The sequence below is a fragment of the Candidatus Nanosynsacchari sp. TM7_ANC_38.39_G1_1 genome (assembly GCF_004138385.1).
Genome location: NZ_PQNZ01000013.1, coordinates 1 through 18,872, shown reverse-complemented (window position 1 = coordinate 18,872; position 18,872 = coordinate 1). Strand labels below are relative to the sequence as shown.

Sequence of the window (18,872 nt, the reverse complement as noted above, 5' to 3'; positions counted from 1 at the left end):
ACCAATGGTGGCCTATGTTGTCAAAAAGACTACACTATCGGATGCTGGATGTCAGCGCTTGGAAAGTGGTGTTTGAGGGTAAATACGGCAAGAAATTTGCCAAACCAGAGGATCATCGGGCGCTGGAAGACATTCGCGGTAGTATTCAAGAACTAAAATATTATTTGAAGAAGGTGAAGGCGTGACAGATAAAATATGGCATGATATCAGCGAGGATTCGCTAGAAGTACGGCAAAGCTTAATTGAAAAATTAAACTTATCGGAGCTGCAACGGCGGATTTTGATTGAGAACCGTTGGCTGCCGCAAGCGGTCGAAGGCGGCGATTGGCTAATGATTAAGGCGGAAATCCCGAGCATTGAACGCCGCAATGTCCATTGGCAAGGGTTGACGATTTTGCTCAGCAAAAACAAAGTTATCACCTTGCACCGCGACGAATTAGATAGCGAGGTTACCGAGCGGATTGAAGCGTACCGGCCAGGCGCTCTGTCGCCGTCGCTAATCGCAGCAACGATGATTCAATTTACAGTCGAGCAGTATATGCCGATTCTTAATTCAATTGACGACGTAACCGATCAATTAGAAGATACAATGATTCGCGATCCGGGCAAGCACCAGTTGCAGCAACTTTTTGTGTATAAGCGCCAATTGGCGGATTTGCGCAAGGTGATTTTGCCGCTGATGAATATGCTGAATGGTTTGAGTAACGGCCGATACGGTATTTTTGATGAAAAGTGCGCGATTTATGCGCGCGACAGCTACGATTACGCTTGGCGCGTGCACGAGCTAATCGATACCATGCGCGATCTATTGACTAGCGCGCTGGATATGTATTTGTCGGTAGTGTCTAATCGAATGAATGATGTAATGAAGCGTTTGACGATTGTAACGACGATATTTATGCCGATGTCGTTTTTGACAGGTCTGGCAGGCATGAATTTTTCGCAGCTGCCGTTTCATAGCGATGTAATGTTTTGGATAACGATAGCGCTGCTGGTCGTTTTGCCGATATTGATGCTGGTATACTTTATACGGAGCAAATGGCTATGACGCACCAGCAGTTTGAAGAGTTTCTACTAAGTCTACCGGGTGCTTGGCTGGATTATCCGTTTGGCGATGAGGTGGCTGTGTACAAAGTCGGTCGCAAAGATACCGGCCAAAGCGGAAAAATGTTCGCGTTGATAGCCGAGGGTTCAAAGCCGTTACGGATTAGCTTGAAATGCGATCCGCAATTGTCGTTAAAGTTACAACAAAAATATGAGTCGGTCCAGCCAGGCTTTCATCTCAATAAAAAACACTGGATTACGGTGATTTGCAGCGGCCAGCTCAGCGACGAAGAACTTTTTGATCTGGCGCGGTTAAGTTATCGGCTGGTGACGGAATAGCTGCTACTGCTTGGTTGAAGCGAAGTCGTGGTAAGCTTTGAGAATAACATTGATATTATTAATGGATTCGTCGCAGAACGAGCGGATTGATTTGGAGTCGCTAACCTTTTTAAGCTTGTTGAGTTGCGACTTTAAAATGGTTAATTCGTAAGTCATGGCGGTGGCGTAGCTACTGTCGAGCTTGCCTTTTTGGTAGGAATCGTTGAGCTTTTTCTGCAGGGCTTCTAGGTAGCTTTTTTCGGTACTAGAGGATTTTTTCTGGATTTTGCGCTCTTTGATGATGGTGTCTAGCCTGGTCTGCATGGTCGTCAGGGTGCTGTTGAGCGCAGTGTTGGCCTCGGCAATTTCAGTCTGCGTCAGGCGGCCTTCGTTTTCGTCGACGACTTTGTTCAGTGTATCGGTGCGGTCGCGGATCGGCTGGATCAGACTGTTGGCATCAGATGCACCAGGGTTGATGATTAGAATCAAAATGATGATGACGCTAGCAATAACAGTGCCAATGAGCGCAAATATAGCGATTCGATTGATGGTGTGCTGTTCTTGCGGAGCGATGCGGTTAAGGTAGTCAACAGTATTATAATCATCATCCGAGCTGCTGGCGTAAACTGGGAAGGTGCTTAGCGGCTGCGGTCCTGTGTCGTACGATTGCACGGTTTGGTTAATTTGCGGTAGTTGATCAGGCTGATTAGTTGCTAGGCTGGATGTTTGCTGCGGGTATGCCGGCTGCTGCGGCTGGGCTGCTTGGCTATTGTAATACGGATTAGGTGCCGCTTGCTGCTGCGGTGTTTGCTGGCCGTAGACCTGATTGTACGGTGCGGCTGGCTGCTGCGGGTTTTCTGGCGGTAAATTATTAGCAGAACCCTGCGAATACGGTTGCTGCGGATTGGTGTACGGGTCCTGATTCATACCTATATTTAACCACAACCGATAACAGAGGTAAAGAGTGATATACTAAAATGTATGGATGCCAAGGAGGAAATTCGCTCGCGGCTCAATATCGAAGATGTGATTGGCGAATATGTTGAGCTAAAGCGGGCAGGGCGCAGCTATAAGGGGTTAAGTCCGTTTACTGGCGAGAAAACGCCGAGCTTTTTCGTAAGTCCTGAAAAAAATATTTGGCATGATTTCTCGAGCAACAAAGGCGGCGATATTTTCGCTTTTGTGATGGAGGCTGAGGGGATGGATTTTCGCCAGGCGATGGAATTTTTGGCGCGCAAAGCTGGGGTTGACCTCAGCGAATATCAATCGGCTGGTGCCAAGAAGCGCAGCGCCTACAAAAAGCGGCTGTTGGCAGCCAACGAGCTAGCAGCACGATATTTCCAACAGAGTTTATTGCGTAGCCAGCAGGCGATTGAATATGTTTTTAAGCAGCGAGGATTGTCGCGGCAAACTGTTCAAGATTTTCAGATTGGTTATGCGCCGGATAGCGGCACGGCGTTGCTAGCGGCGCTCGAAAAAAGAGGTTTTACTAAGCGAGAGATTAACGACGCGGGGCTATTAAACCGCTATGGCAAGGATTTGTTTCGCGGTCGAATGATGATTCCGTTGATGGATCAGGGCGGGCAAGTAATTGGCTTTACTGGGCGGATTATTGGCGATGTGCCGAATGCGCCGAAATATCTAAATACGCCGCAGACATTACTGTATGATAAGGGGCGACATATTTTCGCGTTGAGCCAAGCCAAAGAGGCGATCCGCAAAAGTGGCTTCGTAGTGATGGTTGAGGGAAATTTGGATGTAGTTAGCAGCCACCAAGCGGGTGTAGCGCAAACAGTCGCGACCGCTGGTACGTCGATGACTGAAAATCATCTCAAAGCGGTCAAACGGCTGACCAGCGATGTTCGCCTCTGCTATGATAGCGATAAAGCGGGTGTGGCAGCGACTGAGCGGGCAATTGAGCTGGCTTCGCACGAGGGCGTTGAGCTAACAATTATTTCGTTGCCAGATGGCGCTAAAGATCCAGATGAATTGATCAAATCGAGTGTTCAGGCGTGGCGCGAAGCGGTAACTCGCAACGAGCCGGCTGTCGAATGGGTGTTGCGCCAGCATGCCGGGCGATGCGATTTGGATACAGCGGTTGGCCGGCGAACTTTTACTACGGCAGCGCTGCGAGTAGTGCGCGGGCTAGCTGACCCCGTCGAGCGCGAATATTATGTCAAGCGGATAGCAACTATGTCGCATACCAGCGAGGAGGCGATACGCCAAAAATTAGCTGGCGAGCCAGTCAAGAAACAAACTTTCAAACCCGTTGTTGCAAATACATCGATTATTAAGAATGACCAGGCGGTGCTAGAAGATAATATTTTGGCCTTGGCGCTTTATGATGCTAGATGCTTGGAAGAATTGCGCCGCGCTGGCCGCCAGCAGTGGATTAGCGCTGAGCGAGAATTGTTGGCGACGGTATTACTTGAAGAAGATCATCCGCAAAATCGCCCTAAAAAGTTGCAAAAAGCTGATATTTATGTAAAAATGGTATCATTGCGCGCTGAGGAGCGTTATGCAGCATGGGATAGCGGCGATCGCTATGTCGCGATGTGCCAACTGCTGCGGGATAAAGAGGATAAACATAACAAACAAACTCAACAGGAATTATTAGCTAAATTACGCGACGCTGAAGCTGCTGGCGATGAGGCAGCGGCTAGAGAGTTGCGCGCGGCACTCAATAACATAATCAAGGAGAAAGCTCGTGACAAACGACGACCAAGCGCAGAAGCCATCTGACGACAATATACAAGATCAAGACATCAATGAGCCTGATATCAACGATTTGATGGACGAAGATACTCCTGAAGATGTACTCAATGCTAATCAATATTTTGACGATATTTCGGACGACTCAGTGCGGCTGCACTTGCGCGAGATTGGCAAAATCCCGCTACTGAGCGCCGAGGAAGAACTAGAATTGGCAAAACGCGTCAAAGAAGGCGACAAAAAAGCCAAAGACAAGATGGCCGAGGCGAATATGCGTCTGGTGGTCTCGATCGCTAAACGATATTCGGGCCGCGGCTTAGACTTCTTGGATTTGATTCAAGAAGGCCACACTGGTTTGTTGCGCGCGGTTGAAAAATTTGATCCGGATAAAGGCTTTAAATTCTCGACTTATGCCACCTGGTGGATTCGCCAGGCGATTACCCGGGCGATTGCTGATCAGGCGCGAACGATTCGTATTCCAGTTCATATGGTGGAAACCATCAATAAATTGCTGCGCACGCAGCGGCGCATGACGCAGGAGCTGAATCGCGAGCCAACGATTGAAGAGCTAGCTAAAGAGCTAGAGATGGAACCAGAAAAAGTCGAATATGTCATGAAAATCAAGCAGGACATTTCGAGCTTGGACGCTGGCGTCGGTCGCGACGGCGATGATGAAGGCGAGTCGGTGCTGGGAGATTTCATTGAGGATGAAGGTACAATTAGTCCAGAGGAATCGGCCTCGAACCAGCTGTTAAAGGAACAAGTTAAAGATTTGCTAGGTACGCTGAGCGATCGCGAACAAAAGATCGTCCGGATGCGCTTTGGATTAGACAGCGGCAAGAGTCATACGCTTGAAGAGGTTGGCCAGGAATTTGCGGTGACGCGCGAGCGAATTCGCCAGATTGAAGCCAAGGCGCTAGCGAAGCTACGCAAACATAAAGACGCTAAAAAACTTTATACTTACTTGCAATAGTTTTGGTTTTAGGTGCTATACGTTAACGAAACCAGTTGTACTGAGTAGCGAATTAATCTTGGCGTATAGCGCAGTGATATCGCTGTCGTTAATTAAATAATAATCAGCGATAGCTATTGGTCCGCCTTTTTCGATATCTTCAATCTCTGACCAGTCGCGCTGGTTAGCTTGTTCGGCAGTGAATGGCCGCTCGGGACGAGTTGCGAGGCGGCGGTGGCGTAAATGTTTTGGTGCGACAATGGCTGCAACGATGAGCTCGCCAGGAAACTCGTGTTTGAGGAACTTGTACTCTGTCCAGGAATAGAGCCCGTCGAACAATAAACGATGCTGGCCAGCATCAATTAAGCGGTGCAATTGCTCGGCGGCGCGGCGGATGATAACGTCTTTGCCGTCGCGTTCGCGCCACTGTTTGCGAAATTCGGCTTGCGATTCGGGCGTGATTTCAACGCCTCGAGCGCGCATTTCGTCGTACAAAATGCCGCCGCCGTAGATTTTGGGAAAACCTTTGGCGGCTACGAAATTGGTTGCTTCGGTTTTACCGGCGCCAGGCAGCCCGACGAATGCCAAAATCTTGGCTGGTTTTTCTTGTGATGTCATAACCTTAGTATACATGATTATGGCTATATTCGCGTGTAAGTAACGGCTTTAGATAGCGTATAATATAAATATGGCCAAACGCTTGGTGATTATCGACGGTAAAAGCGTGTTCTATCGCGGTTATTATGCTATGCCTGGGTTGTCGACCGCAGACGGGACACCGACAGGCGGCGTGTATGGTTTTGCGGCGCTGAGCTTGGAATTAATTAAGCAACTTAACCCGGATTATGTCTGCGTAGCGTGGGATAAACGAGGAACGAATATTCGCCGCCGGTTGGCGATTTATCCTGATTATAAGGCCGGCCGCAAACCAGCACCGCCGGATTTTTATGCGCAGATTCCGATTTTGCACGAGCTACTGGCGGCTTTTGGCTGGCCGCTGTATGAATTTGATGATTATGAGGCCGACGATATCATGGCAACGCTAGACAAGCAGGCTGAACAGCACGGCGGCATCGAAACATATTTGATTACTAGCGACTTGGATGCGCTGCAAATTCTCGACCAAAATACGTATCTCTACGCGCTCAAAAAAGGCCTGACTAACATTGATAAATTTGATATTCCAGCATTTGAAAAGCGCTACGGTATTCGGATTGGCCAATTTCTCGACTTGAAAAGCTTGAAAGGCGATTCGTCGGATAATATCCCTGGGGTGCCGGGGGTCGGCGAAAAGACAGCCGTCAAATTACTACAACAATTTGAAACGCTAGACGGTGTTTATGAGAATCTATGGCAGATTAAAGACAGTTTGCGCCGCAAACTAGAAACCGGCAAAGAATCTGCCTACATGAGCAGGGAGTTGGCGCGGCTATTCACCGATGCGCCAGTGAAACTCGATTTAGAGGCAATGAACGTGCGCGACTTAGACACGGCAAAGTTGCGAGAGTTACTCGAAAAGCTGGAGTTTCGCTCATTGTTGCGAAAATTACCACAGCACATGCGCGATGCCGCTTCAGAAGTGACTCCAAATAATATTCTTGCGCCAGCTGTTGAAATATCGGGCGATAAAGTCATACCAATGTTGGTAATGGCGCCAGAATTACTGGTAATTTGGGATGGTGATATGGTTTGGCTGAGCCATGAAAAAGGCAAGGTTGCTCGCTTGCCGCTGGCTAAAGCAAGCGCTATTTTAGCAGAAGCTTCGATAGTTGGCCACGATACCAAGGAGTTTTTCAAAGCACTTCTCGGTGCTGGTTGTCAGCGGTTACCGGATGTTAAGCACGATACCGCGCAGGGCTCATTTTTGTTAAATCCTTTGCGCAAATCGCGCGAATTAGCGGATTTGGCGGGCGTAGAATCTTTGGACGACCCAAGATTGGCGATGGCAGCGCTGTGGGTAGTTTATGAACAACAAAAGTCGGCGTTTGCTGAGCTGCCCGACCTCCAGCAGGTGGCGCAGACGATGGATTTTCCATTGATTAATGTTTTAGCGCAAATGGAATTTCGAGGTATCAAAATCGATGCCAGCAAACTCGAAAAAATGAATAAATCATTAGCGCAAGAGATTGCAGCGGTTCAGCAAAATATTTATGATATGGTCGGTTACGAATTTAATGTCGCCAGCCCGGCGCAGTTGGCTAGCGCGCTATTTGATAAGCTGCTCTTGCCGACAGCCGGTATCAAAAAAGGCAAAACTGGTTATTCAACCAACCAAAAGGAACTTGATAAGCTGCGCGGGCAACATCCAATTATTGAGTTGGTCGAGCGTTTTCGCGAACTATCGAAATTACAGAATACCTATGTGTCAGCCTTACCAGAGCAAACGGACGCCAACGGCTATATTCACACGACGTTTAATCAAGATGCGACAGCGACTGGGCGGCTGTCGAGTACTAACCCGAATTTGCAGAACATTCCGATTCGTACTGAGCTGGGGCGGCAGATTCGCGATGCTTTTGTGCCAGCGCCTGGCAATGTTTTCGTAAATGCTGATTATTCGCAATTTGAGCTGCGCCTGGCGGCGGTGATGGCTGGCGAAAAACAGATGATTGAAGATTTTAATACCGACGTTGATATTCACGCCAAGACGGCAGCTGAAGTTTATAACGTGCCGATTAATGAAGTGACGCCAACGCAGCGCCGCCGCGCTAAAGTGGTGAATTTCGGCGTATTATACGGCATGAGCCAGCATGGTTTGGCGGCTGCTGCTAATATGAGTTACGGCGAAGCGCAACATTTCATCGACGAATATTATCGTATCCGCCCGCGCATCAAAGAATTTATGGAACGAACGATTCGCCAAGCGCACGATGACGGCTTTGTGCAGACATTGTTTGGCCGTCGTCGGCCAACGCCTGATGTTAGGTCGAATAATTTTGCTGTTCGTTCAGCTGCCGAGCGAGCAGCAGCTAATATGCCGATACAAGGTACCGAGGCGGATTTGATGAAGTTGGCGATGCTGGCGGTAGAGAAGCGACTGACGATAATGACAAGCCCAGATTTGCTACCTTCAGAGACCGGCAAATTCGAAAAGAACGAATTCGCCTTGCCGGAAAGGCAAGTCTCTTCAGGCAGCAAGTCTGGGCTTGTACATAAAAATATCTCGCTCGGCCATCAAATCTTACAAATCCATGACAGTATCATGGTTGAGTGTCCGCTCCAAAACGCCGAAATAGTCAGCAAAATGCTGGTAGAGACCATGGAAAATATCTACCCGCAGCTCGGTATTAAGCTCAAAGTCGACGTCAAAATCGGCAATAACTGGGGCGAAGTGTAAAAAACTTAAAATTTGCTGAAAATTAGCGAAAACCTGGACAAATATGGACAAATAACTGCAACTGTGGTATAATCTAATTACAGTTAGCTTAAGCAAAAAGGCGGATGTTGTGGAACGGAAAATGTTACCAAAAAATAGCAACCCTAAACTTGAAGGGGCTAGGCCTTTATCTAGGCAAGAGCGCATAGAGCAGCTAAGGCAGAACAAACAACAACTAGAACTTATTATTAAACAGTGCGATGCCGTATACAAGTATCTTGAGGGAGCCGATTATAATTTTTTGGTTGGTGTGTTTGTTGGTCCGGATGGCGCTGTTTGGGGTATTAAAAACAGATATGGCGGCATGGTACCTGGTGATTGGTTAGTGGTTCGCTGTGTGTCTAACGAGAGTGATGAAAATCGACCAAAAATAAAAGTAGAAGAACAAGGCATAAGCAAAGTAGGAAAAACTGAGCGCGAAAGATATCCTTTTTTGCCAATTGGCATTGAAGGTGTTGATAAGCTTCATCTTGCTTGTGGTGGTCCCAGCATTAATATTTTCTGGGAAGAAGACAAAGATGAAGATGAAGATGAAGGTAAAGGTAAAGGTAAAGGGTTAGTAGTAGCAGTAGCAGACAATCGCGGTATAGAATTTTTACCGCTTGACGAAATAACCGCTAAAGAGGATGATACTGATAAATCCTCTGAAGAAACAACAGCTGGTAATAACGGTGACAATACGAATAGACGTTTTAAAGAAATCGTCGAGTCTTCTCTCGCAGACGTAGAAGAAGGTTTGGGTGCTGCCGCAGAAGAATTAGGTGCTGCGGCTGTTTCTGATGTGGTACACGTCGCTGCGTGATAAGTGTGTTAAAATACAAACATGTACAGAGGATCCCGACCGAGAATTTTACCGATAATCATTACTATTATCACTGTGGTGGTTGTTATTGCTATTTTGGTAACACTTGTGCGATCATTGCTGAATCCGGACAAAAAGACCGAGCAGCCGCAAACTCCCGAACAATCTTTAGAGAGCAAAATCAAAAATCAAGACCCAATTCGCAGCGTGCGCTGGACAGTGCGCGGTCCGATTGTTGCCGATGAAGAATTCAAGAGCTACCAGATTACAGTTAGTCCAACATCGCGTAAATACGTTATTTATTCGGGTTATCTGGATAGAGTTTTGGACAAGAAAGAATATGCTAATAACAGTAATGCTTATGAACAGTTTACTTATGCGCTAGTCAAGGTCAACATTCAGGCCTCTGATAACAAATCAAACGATGATATTCGCGGCGTATGCGCTACTAAGGGATTGGCTTACGTATTCGAGACGCGCGATGGCGACAATACCGATACCAATTTGTGGACTTCAACTTGCAAGGACTCGCCTGGTACGCTTAACGCTGATACTCTGAAGCTCCAAGCCCTTTTTGTCAATCAGATTCCAGATTTCAAACCGTCATTTAATAATATTTTCTAACCATGGCGATAAAAGCAGTTATTTTCGATTGTTTTGGCGTACTGTACGGAGGCAGTATTGATACGCTAATAAGAATGGCCGAGCCAGAGGGCAAGGTAATGCTGCGCGACCTCAGTAAACAGCACGATTACGGTTTTATTAGCGGCAGCGAGTATGAATCGGGAATTGCTGAGTTGTTTGGCTGGACACAGCAGCAGACGCATGATTTCTTGATGCACAAGCGGATTCGCAACGAGGAATTGATAAACTATATCGTGAATTTACGCCAGCAGTACGCTAATTTGAAGATGGCGATGTTGAGTAATGTTGGCGGCGGTACGCTGGAATATCTATTTGCGCCAGGCGAATTAGAAAAAATGTTTGATGTGCGCGTGTTGTCGTACGAGGAAAGCTTGGCCAAACCAAACCCAGAAATTTTCACGCTGACAGCTGGCCGCTTAGGTGTCGCCGCTAGCGAATGCGTGATGATTGACGATCGTGTCGAAAATTGCGAAGGCGCCGAGGTAGCGGGAATGATGGCGTTGCAGTACACCGATAATGAGCTGCTTATTAAGCGTTTGAACGCTCTGTTGGAGGCATAAATGCCAGAACTTCCTGAAGTCGAGACGGTTCGCCGCGGGTTGGCGGAGTTACTGCCGGGCCGAGTGGTGGCGCGAGTGGCAGTGTTTGACTCGCCAAAAAGCTTTCCGAATGCGCCTGCTGATGTCGAGCAATTTTTGTATGGCGCGCGCGTGACGGCCGTGCGGCGGCGGGCAAAGGTACTGATGATTGATTTGGATACGCAGTATTCGCTGGTGGTACACTTGAAAATGACGGGGCAGTTGGTGTTTCGCAGTTGTCATCCTGCGATGTATCGTCGGAAAAAATCTGGGCGTGCTTGTCACCGGGACCCGGATTGTTTTCCGATGATACTCGAGGATGACAAGGTGCCTAACTTCGCTGGCGGGCATCCAAACGACAGCTTAATCGGCGAGCTGCCGGATCGGTCGACGCGGGTGCAGATTGATTTTACTGATGAGTCGCAACTGTTTTTTAACGATCAGCGCAAGTTTGGCTGGGTAAAATTGCTGCCGACTGATGAGGTGAAGAACTTGCCGTTCATGCAAAAAGTTGGGCCGGAGCCGCTTGATCCTCAGACGCGCGCCGAGGATTTCATCCAACGGATTCGCCGCCGCCAAAATTCGATGATCAAGCCAGCGTTGCTTGACCAGGCGGTGATCGCTGGGGTTGGCAATATTTACGCTGACGAGGCGTTGTGGGCGGCGCAGATTCATCCACAGACGCGGGTAAAAAACATCAGCGATCAGCAGCTGAATACATTATTTACCGAGCTGCGGCAAATTTTGCAGCTCAGCATCGATCAAGGCGGCTCAACCGATAAAAATTACGTTGATGCCGAGGGCCGAAAGGGAAATTATCTGACATTTGCTCATGTGTTTCGCCGCGAAGGCCAGGCTTGCCATCGCCATCCCGACCAAGAAATTATCAAGCTAAAAGTTGGCGGCCGCGGCACGCATATTTGTCCGGTCTGCCAGGTGGAAGTCGGATGATTTATTTGATTGTTGGCACGAACGCTTACCGTGCGCAGTATGAGCTGCAGCGATTGGTGAAATCGTTAGGCGTTCGGCCCGAAAAAATCGACGCAAGCAGTCTTGATTTGAATAAATTAGCCGATACGGTGCGCGGCTTGAGTTTATTTCAAGAACGGCGGCTGATTATTGTCGAGCATCTTTCGGAGCGAAAAGACTTGTGGGATAAGCTCGGCGAATGGGCTAGCGATATTGCGGCAGAAACCTACTTGGTATTGATCGAGCCGCGCCCGGATAAGCGTACCAAAACTTTCAAAACCTTGCAAAAAACTGCAAAGCTAATTGAAGCAACGCCGCTGACTGATCGCCAGCGTCCAGCGGCCGAAAAGTGGCTGCTAGACTATGCAAGCGAGCACGGGGTAAAGTTGACGAAAACACAGGCTAGCGATATGGTAGCGCGAGCAATTGTCGACGATGAAAAATCGCGTTCTGCTGAAATTGATCAATTACAATTAACTCACGCTGTAGCTGCCTTGAAAAATGCCGTGAAAATTGACGATGCAGCGATTGCAGCGGTTTTGCCGCCAGCACGTGAGTTTTCGGTGTTTGATATCATTGAATTGGCAGTGCGCGGCAAAACGGCAAATCTACGGAGCGCGCTTGATGAACTTCATCGTAGCGACGATGTTTATAAAGTGGCGCCGTTAGTCTGGTCGCAGTGGTCGCAGCTGGTGTTATTAGCCAAGGCCGAAGCAGCTGGCGCTAGCGATACGATTGATCTCGGCATACATCCGTTTGTTGCCAAGAAGTTGCGGCCGCTTGCTCGGCAGCTGTCGCCAAAGGACTTGGCGGAATTGACTGAATTAGCGGCGGAGCGCGATTATCAGATGAAAACATCATCAGTCAATCCGTGGGCAGCGTTGGAGGATTTTTTGTTTCGGGTGGCTTCGCGGCAAAAGTAAAACGCTCCGGCTTGCGGAGCGCTTTAATCTCGTTAGTATAAATTAAGCAGTTTTAGCTACGGCCTTCTTGGCTGTGGTTTTGGCAGCTGGCTTTTTTGCAGGGGTTTTCTTGGTGCTGGCAGCGGGTTTAGTCGCCTTCTTTTCTAGCTTGACGCCAGCAGCTTTAGCGACCTTGGCGAGGGCTGATTTGCGGCGGCTAACGGTTGCCTTTTTGAGTAGCCCTTTCTTGACGGCAGTATCTAGCTCACTTTGAGCTTTGCTTAGGGTAGCGGCGCTCGGGTTGGCCAAAAATTCCTTGGTGGCAGATTTGATATCGCGCTTAATACCGATGTTACGCTGGCGGCGCTTAGCGGTTTGCTTCATTCGCTTAACGGCTGATTTGATGAGTGGCATAAATTCCTTTACCTCTGTTATTGATTTGGTATATACAATCAGTTTTCAATTATAACTTATACACCTCTGTTTGTAAAGTGGCGCTTGCTTGTTTTGTAAATTAGTATTGACTTTGTCGCGATGCTTATGTTATAGTACATAAAGTCTATAGCGAATAAAAACAATAATATTGCAGAAAGGGATAGTAATGTTAGTAAAATTAACAACAGTGTAATGCCCATGATGGCGGCGTACGCCCATCGCTCACCCTGAAATGGCAGTCCGATGTTCATGCCGTACATACCGTAAAACACATTTGGCACTGCTAGCAAAATGGTGATAGTCGTGAGTACCTTCATGCGCTGATTCAAGGTGTTATTGGCAATGGTTGAATAGGCGTTTTGGATACTGTCAATCGTTTGGGTGCTCGAACTAATAGCCACCAACAACTGGCGAGCGTGCAATATGATATCACCAAAGGCTTCAATGTCACGCAGATTAAACAACTGCCGACGATTTACCTCCAGTTGCCCAACAACCGTCACTAGGCCCTCCAAAGCGCTCCGATACTCATTGAGGCTATCTTCAATAGCGACAAACTCAACAAAGTCCTCGTTCTGAACATCAAAATGTGTGAGCCGCTTGCGAGCGCTGGTAATTTTGGTCGATAGCGCATGCAGTCGCTGCTCGTACTCGGTGATGATAGAGGCGATAACAGCTGACACTACCGCCGAAGGCTGCCGCGTGTCAGTGGTCATGAAGGCGTCGGTGTCTAACGGTGAAAAAGAAGTGTGCGGGCTGGCGGTTACGAGCCGATCACGCGACACCGCGATGAGTATCGGGGCGGTTTTGGCAGCATCAGCTGGACCAACTGGCAAACGCAAGAAGATGTATTCCACGCCATTGCTAAACTCTGTTCGTGACAATTCACGGACATCACAAACATCACGCAGGATGTTTGCGTTCAGCAGAAGTTTATCTGACAAGTCAGCTACATCAAGCAGCCTGCCGGATATGTGCACCCACGCGTGAGAGCGAGGACGACTTACTTTTTCTAAACGCTCACCTGCCGCTGATCGTTCAAAGTATTCCACCACCATATACTTTGATTATACGAAAAAAGGTTATGTTTTGCTACTACTCGCTTATTCCCAACGGAATAGTTTAATGGCCGCTATATAGACGACGACAATACACAACAGGACTCCTCCAAACTGTGGCAGAACTTCCGCCAGGCTGGCATTCTCTGTTGATATCAACCGAAGGCCATCCACAACAGGAGTCATTGGGATAAATTGGTTGATCGCCTTAAGCCATTCCGGGAACAAGAACGATGGGAAAAAGGCACCAGACAAAAACATCATTGGGAAAGAAATAAGATTTGCTAACGGCGCTGACTGATTCTCGTTCTTTGCCCAAGCACCAACCATCAATCCCATACCAACCATCATCACGGCAGCTAGCGTCAAGAATGGCACAAACAGCAACCAGTCGCCACGCATCGTAAATTTAAACAGCAGCATACTGACAACCAGCATCAATGCAGCACTCGCTAAAGACACCAGCGTGTAGACGATGGCCGTAGAGATAATCAATTGGCCAGAAGTAAACGGCGCAGCTCGCAAGCGACGATAGTTGCCTTTTTGCTTCTCGGTTGGCATTTGGTTTGCCAAGCCAAAGATACCCATACTCATCAAACTAAAGGCTAATAGTCCAGTGAAAGTATAGTCAAAGGTTTTCAGGGCCTCATCGCCAACTGCTTGTGAGGCTACTTTAAATGGCGGTTCTGGTTGACCCATGGCTTTATTGATACTACCAACAACCTGACTCATCACGGCAGTCAGCGCACTAGCAGCCTGGTCTTGCCCCTTAGCGTACAGCACATTTAATGTACCAGATGGACGAGCTTTTGCACCTTCACCCTTAACCTCGCCAAACTCTTTTGGCAGCTCAATAATACCGTCGATCTCTGAACGTTTCATCTTTTCTTTGGCATCATCGATGTTTTTCACGTCCTGAACTTGTAGCAATTTTGACTTGTCATTTTTTGCACCATCGACAAATTGCTTGGCAAATTCAGTGTCAGAATGGTTGATGATGGCGACCTTGAAGTTAGTCGTCTGATTGTTAAAGATCGATCCGAATACAAACAAGAATATCAACGGGAACAAGAAGGTAAAGAACAATGCCATCTTGTCGCGCATCAAACGCTTTAGGCCAACTATGACCTGACCAATGATACCTATCCAATATTTTTTCATACTACTAATCCCGTATCGCCTTTCCTGTAAGATCAATGAAAACATCTTCCAAATTTGCCTGCTCAATGACCTGCTTTTTCTTAAAACCACGTTTGAGCAGTTGCTGAATCAAGTTATGTGGTGAATCAATAGTGACAATCTCGCCATTATCCATAATCGCCAAACGATCACAAAGTAACTCAGCCTCATCCATATAGTGCGTTGTCAAGACAATAGTAACGCCTTCTTCACGTATTTGCTTGATGAGATCCCATAAGTTGCGGCGAGCCTGTGGATCTAGGCCAGTAGTTGGTTCATCTAGGAACAAAACTCTTGGATTATTGACCAAAGTTGAAGCGATAGCGAAGCGCTGTTTTTGTCCGCCGGACAATTGCTCGGCATAGTTTTTAGCTTTCTCTGTTAGCTGAACCTTAGCTAGCAATGCAGTTACGTCAATCCTGTTACCATACAAACTGGCAAACATTTTCAATTGCTCAGTTAATGTCAAGTGGTCATAAAAGTTGGTCGACTGCAGCTGAATACCAATGATGTCTTTGATCTTTTTGGGATGTTTAGCTACGTCAATACCATCAATGACAGCCGTACCATCATCGATAGTGCGCAATGCCTCCAGCATTTCTAGCGTTGTTGTTTTACCAGCGCCGTTAGGGCCCACAATACCGAAGATTTCGCCCTTTTCAACACTGAAGTCTATGCCTTTTACCACCGTTTGATCACCGTAGCGCTTGGTCAAACCGTGAACTTCAATAATTTTACTCATAGTTCTAGTATAGCACTAGTCAAGAAATAGGGTTATTGACTTTTGGGTGATTATCAGCGGCGGCGCAAAAAATAATAGCCAATCAACAATGCCGCCACAGCGCTGACGCCGGTGATTTTCCAAAACATTGCCGGGTCATCACCACCAGGAACTGGCACATTCATACCAAACAAGCCAGCGATCATGGTTGGTATGGTGAGTGCCACCGTGATAACGGTCAGCAGCCGAATGGTTTCGTTCAGGCGTGTATCCATCACTGCCCGGTAGCTATCGCGCACATTGGTGATGGTACGCAGCAACGATTTACAGCGACTGATCACCTGCTCCAGGTCAATAGAAATATCTTCAACATCCTCTTTGGCGTCAGACCGAAGCATCAACGCCTTGTGAGCAATCATTCGCTCCACTGATAAATTCATCGGCACCAAGGCGTCCATATAATCATTCAATTTGCGCTCATATTCGGCCAGCGTGGCAATATCGCGCGCCCGCAAGGTGCGAATGTCGCCAGTCGCCGCCCGCATTTGACGGTTGATGGCAGCCACGCGGCGCTGATATTGTGTTGCCAGGGCATCAATCATGTCGACCAACAAGGCAATGCGGCTTGAAGTAGACGCCACATGTTTATCAATGAATGGCTGCCATAGCCTCCCCAGACTGTCTCGCGATATGGTGATGATATAATCCGCATGAATCACAAACAAAATTGGCGTGGTAAAATCATTAAAATCATCATCAGTATCCGGCAATCGGGCAATCAAATATGTCCGCTCGTTGTCCGCGTCCAAACGAGGAACCTCGTGAGGGTCCAGTGCGTCAGTGATGATATCAGCATCAATTCCCAACGACAACAGCTGAGAAATCTCCTCTTCATTTGGCCGCTCACAACGAATCCAAGAACCTTTGACTAAGTTCTCTCTGATGGTCAGCTTGCCAGAATCATCAGATTTAAGATACTGCAACATACCTGTTATTTATATCATGAAAATTAGATAAAAGCAATGCTTTGGCTATGAAACAATCCGCGTGCCCGCTGTCCCGTCGATAGCCTCAGTGGTTTTTTCCAATGAGGTAATGACTGCGGTACGACCCTCGCCACCTGACACAAATTGTAGTGCTGCTTGCGCCTTTGGCAGCATGGATCCAGCCGCAAACTGACCATCGTCAATGTGTTTTTGCATCTCTTCTGCAGAGATTTGCCCCAACGCTTCTTCATTTGGCTGGTTGAAATTAACCTTGGCTGCATCAACCGAAGTCAAGATGAGCAGAGTGTCTGCGTGCAGCAAATTAGCCAATGTTGCCGCCCCAAAGTCTTTATCGATAACTGCTTCAACACCTGTGAGCGTGCCGTCTTCCTGGCGCAGCACGGGGATGCCGCCACCACCAGTTGAGACGACCAGGACACCCGCTTCTACCAAAGCTTTGATGATCGGTGCTTCAACAATTTCCACTGGTTTTGGCGATGGCACCACACGGCGCCAACCACGACCAGCATCTTCCTTGACAACATAACCACGCTCAGCCTGCACTGCTTTGGCTTCTTCTTCTGAATAGAACGGACCGATTGGTTTGGTTGGGTTTTGGAACGCCGCATCATCACCAGAGACAATAGTCTGCGTCACCAAACTAACAGCGTGTTTATCACTCATCTGGTGAGCCCTAAAGCTGTCCTGAAAGGCTTGCTGCAACCAAAAGCCGATCAGCCCTTGGCTCATCGCCCCACAATCATCCAGCGGTAAGCTCGGTACATCATCGGTATTAACAGCCTCTTCATGCAAGACAATGTTTCCCACCTGGGGACCATTACCATGAACAATAGCTACTCTGTGTCCTGCCTGAACAAGCGGCAATAACTGTCGTATCGTCTCAGCCGCTACTCGACGCTGTGCTTCAGAAGAGGCTTCGCCCTGCTTCTGCAGGGCGTTACCTCCAAGAGCAACGACAATGGTTCGCTGCTTATCCATAGACTATCCTAACACTCCAAAGGCAGTGATGACCGCAACACTGATGATTGCAAAGACTGCCATGATTGGTGCTGAACGTCTGAGCCATGCACGGTATGAAACGCCGGCCAGTGCCAAACCACCCATCAAGGAAGCGATAGTTGGCGCCATCATATTAACCAAGCCTGAAGCGGTTGCAAAGGCAGCCACCATGATCTCTTTGCTGGAACCAACCAGGTCGGCGATTGGCGCGATGACTGGCATGGTTGCTGCTGCCAAACCTGATGATGATGGCACGATGAATGACATTGGCAAGTAGAACAGATATGCCAAGACACCGACAACGCTACCGCTAGTTCCCTTCAGGAATGATTCACCCCAATGAATAACCGTGTCTTGAATCTCACCATTAGCCATAATGACAGACACACCAGTTGCCACCGCGATGATCAAAGCGACTGGCAAAATATCTTTCACACCGTCAATAAAAGCATTGACTGGCACGGTGTCTTCTTTCTTAAATTCTTTGTAGTAAATCGCAGTGATGATGATTGTTGAGATCAAGAACAATGTCGTAATCTCACTAAAGAACCATTCACCAAATGGCACCGTGTGAAGCACACCAAGTGCTGGACCAACAACCGGTAGTTCTGCGGTCTTATTAAACATATCAGTAAAGAAGGTGATGTTCCAGCTTCCCCATGGGATAAGGGAAAGAATCATCAATACAAAGGTGATGGCAAAAATAGCCATGACAACTTTGCGCGCTGCGGTGAACTTCGGTATGTTTTCCATATCCAGAGCAGCAACGGTTGGTTTGTGACGAGCATCCTCTTTATATTTGCCAGCTTTGACCTTTGCGGCGTAACGCATAGTAAAGATGATTGCCGCGATCAGACACAACCCCAAAACAACGGACATGATTGGAATCACATTACCCAATTTGACATCTGCTGTTGCTGCGGCAGCACCAGTAGAGAATGGGTTGATGGTTGAGCCAAGCACACCAGTACCGGCACCCAGTACGATGATCATCACACCAGTCATAGCGTTATAACCAGCAGCGATCATCATCGGTATAATCAAGGCGTAAAACGCCACCGTTTCTTCCTGCATACCATATGTCGTACCACCGATGGCAAATAGCACCATCAAGATTGGGATGAGCCATTTTTCTTTGCCCTTCAGCTTGTGCAGCAAAGCACCAAGTGAAGCGT

General features: G+C 47.8%; 19 protein-coding genes and 1 pseudogene. 11 read left to right on the top strand and 9 right to left on the bottom strand.

The annotated features are described in order from the left end of the window. The 3 genes and pseudogenes from G1ANC_RS01580 to G1ANC_RS01570 all read left to right on the top strand — a co-directional run. Window positions 1-185, top strand: a pseudogene (locus G1ANC_RS01580) (oligoribonuclease); the annotation flags it as partial. After that, a complete protein-coding gene (locus G1ANC_RS01575; protein ID WP_164997963.1) occupies window positions 182-1,048 on the top strand; it encodes a magnesium transporter CorA family protein in 867 nt (288 codons plus the stop codon). The pseudogene G1ANC_RS01580 and the gene G1ANC_RS01575, both read left to right, overlap by 4 nt. After that, on the top strand, window positions 1,039-1,383 hold the full coding sequence (locus tag G1ANC_RS01570; protein ID WP_206660700.1) for an MmcQ/YjbR family DNA-binding protein: 345 nt from the start codon (window positions 1,039-1,041) through the stop codon (window positions 1,381-1,383). The genes G1ANC_RS01575 and G1ANC_RS01570 overlap by 10 nt, the downstream gene beginning before the upstream one ends. A 3-nt stretch (window positions 1,384-1,386) precedes the next feature. On the opposite strand, the gene G1ANC_RS01565 is transcribed toward G1ANC_RS01570, so the two are convergent. Continuing rightward, window positions 1,387-2,289, bottom strand: a complete 903-nt coding sequence (locus G1ANC_RS01565; RefSeq protein ID WP_129693283.1) for a hypothetical protein — start codon at window positions 2,287-2,289, stop codon at window positions 1,387-1,389. Window positions 2,290-2,343: 54 nt separating this feature from the next. Between G1ANC_RS01565 and dnaG the strand changes: the two genes are divergently transcribed. Beyond that, entirely contained in the window at window positions 2,344-4,104 is a 1,761-nt protein-coding gene (gene dnaG / locus G1ANC_RS01560; RefSeq protein ID WP_129693282.1) for a DNA primase, read from the top strand. Beyond that, complete coding sequence (gene rpoD / locus G1ANC_RS01555) at window positions 4,070-5,047, top strand: RNA polymerase sigma factor RpoD (RefSeq protein ID WP_305781694.1); 978 nt, start codon at window positions 4,070-4,072, stop codon at window positions 5,045-5,047. Before dnaG ends, rpoD begins: the two co-directional genes overlap by 35 nt. Window positions 5,048-5,062: 15 nt before the next feature. On the opposite strand, the gene G1ANC_RS01550 is transcribed toward rpoD, so the two are convergent. Beyond that, entirely contained in the window at window positions 5,063-5,644 is a 582-nt protein-coding gene (locus G1ANC_RS01550) for an AAA family ATPase (protein ID WP_129693281.1), read from the bottom strand. A 70-nt stretch (window positions 5,645-5,714) separates the two neighbouring features. Between G1ANC_RS01550 and G1ANC_RS01545 the strand changes: the two genes are divergently transcribed. The 6 genes from G1ANC_RS01545 to holA all read left to right on the top strand — a co-directional run bounded on the left by G1ANC_RS01545 (window position 5,715) and on the right by holA (window position 12,319). After that, a complete protein-coding gene (locus G1ANC_RS01545; RefSeq protein ID WP_129693280.1) occupies window positions 5,715-8,363 on the top strand; it encodes a DNA polymerase I in 2,649 nt (882 codons plus the stop codon). Between the two features lie 109 nt (window positions 8,364-8,472). Further along, a complete protein-coding gene (locus tag G1ANC_RS01540; protein WP_129693279.1) occupies window positions 8,473-9,204 on the top strand; it encodes a hypothetical protein in 732 nt (243 codons plus the stop codon). A 21-nt stretch (window positions 9,205-9,225) separates the two neighbouring features. Next, window positions 9,226-9,828 (top strand): hypothetical protein, encoded by a 603-nt coding sequence (locus G1ANC_RS01535; protein WP_129693278.1) that lies wholly within the window; start codon window positions 9,226-9,228, stop codon window positions 9,826-9,828. A 2-nt stretch (window positions 9,829-9,830) separates the two neighbouring features. Next, the gene (locus tag G1ANC_RS01530) at window positions 9,831-10,409 is read left to right on the top strand and encodes an HAD-IA family hydrolase (RefSeq protein WP_129693277.1); all 579 of its coding nucleotides are present in this window, start codon (window positions 9,831-9,833) and stop codon (window positions 10,407-10,409) included. Next, on the top strand, window positions 10,410-11,378 hold the full coding sequence (gene mutM / locus G1ANC_RS01525; protein ID WP_129693276.1) for a bifunctional DNA-formamidopyrimidine glycosylase/DNA-(apurinic or apyrimidinic site) lyase: 969 nt from the start codon (window positions 10,410-10,412) through the stop codon (window positions 11,376-11,378). Beyond that, window positions 11,375-12,319, top strand: coding sequence for a DNA polymerase III subunit delta (holA, locus tag G1ANC_RS01520; protein WP_129693275.1), 945 nt, complete (start codon window positions 11,375-11,377; stop codon window positions 12,317-12,319). The genes mutM and holA overlap by 4 nt, the downstream gene beginning before the upstream one ends. A gap of 42 nt (window positions 12,320-12,361) precedes the next feature. Here holA and rpsT read toward each other — a convergent pair whose 3' ends face one another. The 7 genes from rpsT to G1ANC_RS01485 all read right to left on the bottom strand — a co-directional run. Beyond that, window positions 12,362-12,712, bottom strand: a complete 351-nt coding sequence (rpsT, locus tag G1ANC_RS01515) for a 30S ribosomal protein S20 (RefSeq protein ID WP_129693274.1) — start codon at window positions 12,710-12,712, stop codon at window positions 12,362-12,364. 56 nt (window positions 12,713-12,768) lie between these two features. Beyond that, window positions 12,769-13,791 (bottom strand): CorA family divalent cation transporter, encoded by a 1,023-nt coding sequence (locus G1ANC_RS01510; RefSeq protein ID WP_129693273.1) that lies wholly within the window; start codon window positions 13,789-13,791, stop codon window positions 12,769-12,771. Window positions 13,792-13,836: 45 nt separating this feature from the next. After that, window positions 13,837-14,952 (bottom strand): ABC transporter permease, encoded by a 1,116-nt coding sequence (locus tag G1ANC_RS01505; RefSeq protein WP_164997962.1) that lies wholly within the window; start codon window positions 14,950-14,952, stop codon window positions 13,837-13,839. Between the two features lie 4 nt (window positions 14,953-14,956). Next, window positions 14,957-15,712, bottom strand: coding sequence for an ABC transporter ATP-binding protein (locus tag G1ANC_RS01500; RefSeq protein ID WP_129693271.1), 756 nt, complete (start codon window positions 15,710-15,712; stop codon window positions 14,957-14,959). Window positions 15,713-15,765: 53 nt separating this feature from the next. Then, on the bottom strand, window positions 15,766-16,677 hold the full coding sequence (locus G1ANC_RS01495) for a magnesium transporter CorA family protein (protein WP_129693270.1): 912 nt from the start codon (window positions 16,675-16,677) through the stop codon (window positions 15,766-15,768). Window positions 16,678-16,722: 45 nt separating this feature from the next. Continuing rightward, the gene (gene arcC, locus G1ANC_RS01490; RefSeq protein ID WP_129693269.1) at window positions 16,723-17,676 is read right to left on the bottom strand and encodes a carbamate kinase; all 954 of its coding nucleotides are present in this window, start codon (window positions 17,674-17,676) and stop codon (window positions 16,723-16,725) included. 3 nt (window positions 17,677-17,679) lie between these two features. Continuing rightward, window positions 17,680-18,872: YfcC family protein (locus G1ANC_RS01485; protein WP_164997961.1), on the bottom strand; the 1,193-nt coding region annotated here is incomplete at its 5' end.

Coding starts and splice junctions, on each gene's coding strand:
- G1ANC_RS01535 (WP_129693278.1), top strand. CDS start 9,226: ATGTACAGAGGATCCCGACCGAGAATTTTACCGATAATCATTACTATT.
- G1ANC_RS01510 (WP_129693273.1), bottom strand. CDS start 13,791: ATGGTGGTGGAATACTTTGAACGATCAGCGGCAGGTGAGCGTTTAGAA.
- G1ANC_RS01545 (WP_129693280.1), top strand. CDS start 5,715: ATGGCCAAACGCTTGGTGATTATCGACGGTAAAAGCGTGTTCTATCGC.
- mutM (WP_129693276.1), top strand. CDS start 10,410: ATGCCAGAACTTCCTGAAGTCGAGACGGTTCGCCGCGGGTTGGCGGAG.
- G1ANC_RS01495 (WP_129693270.1), bottom strand. CDS start 16,677: ATGTTGCAGTATCTTAAATCTGATGATTCTGGCAAGCTGACCATCAGA.
- rpsT (WP_129693274.1), bottom strand. CDS start 12,712: ATGCCACTCATCAAATCAGCCGTTAAGCGAATGAAGCAAACCGCTAAG.
- G1ANC_RS01565 (WP_129693283.1), bottom strand. CDS start 2,289: ATGAATCAGGACCCGTACACCAATCCGCAGCAACCGTATTCGCAGGGT.
- G1ANC_RS01500 (WP_129693271.1), bottom strand. CDS start 15,712: ATGAGTAAAATTATTGAAGTTCACGGTTTGACCAAGCGCTACGGTGAT.
- G1ANC_RS01505 (WP_164997962.1), bottom strand. CDS start 14,952: ATGAAAAAATATTGGATAGGTATCATTGGTCAGGTCATAGTTGGCCTA.
- G1ANC_RS01550 (WP_129693281.1), bottom strand. CDS start 5,644: ATGACATCACAAGAAAAACCAGCCAAGATTTTGGCATTCGTCGGGCTG.
- arcC (WP_129693269.1), bottom strand. CDS start 17,676: ATGGATAAGCAGCGAACCATTGTCGTTGCTCTTGGAGGTAACGCCCTG.
- G1ANC_RS01530 (WP_129693277.1), top strand. CDS start 9,831: ATGGCGATAAAAGCAGTTATTTTCGATTGTTTTGGCGTACTGTACGGA.
- dnaG (WP_129693282.1), top strand. CDS start 2,344: ATGGATGCCAAGGAGGAAATTCGCTCGCGGCTCAATATCGAAGATGTG.
- holA (WP_129693275.1), top strand. CDS start 11,375: ATGATTTATTTGATTGTTGGCACGAACGCTTACCGTGCGCAGTATGAG.
- G1ANC_RS01570 (WP_206660700.1), top strand. CDS start 1,039: ATGGCTATGACGCACCAGCAGTTTGAAGAGTTTCTACTAAGTCTACCG.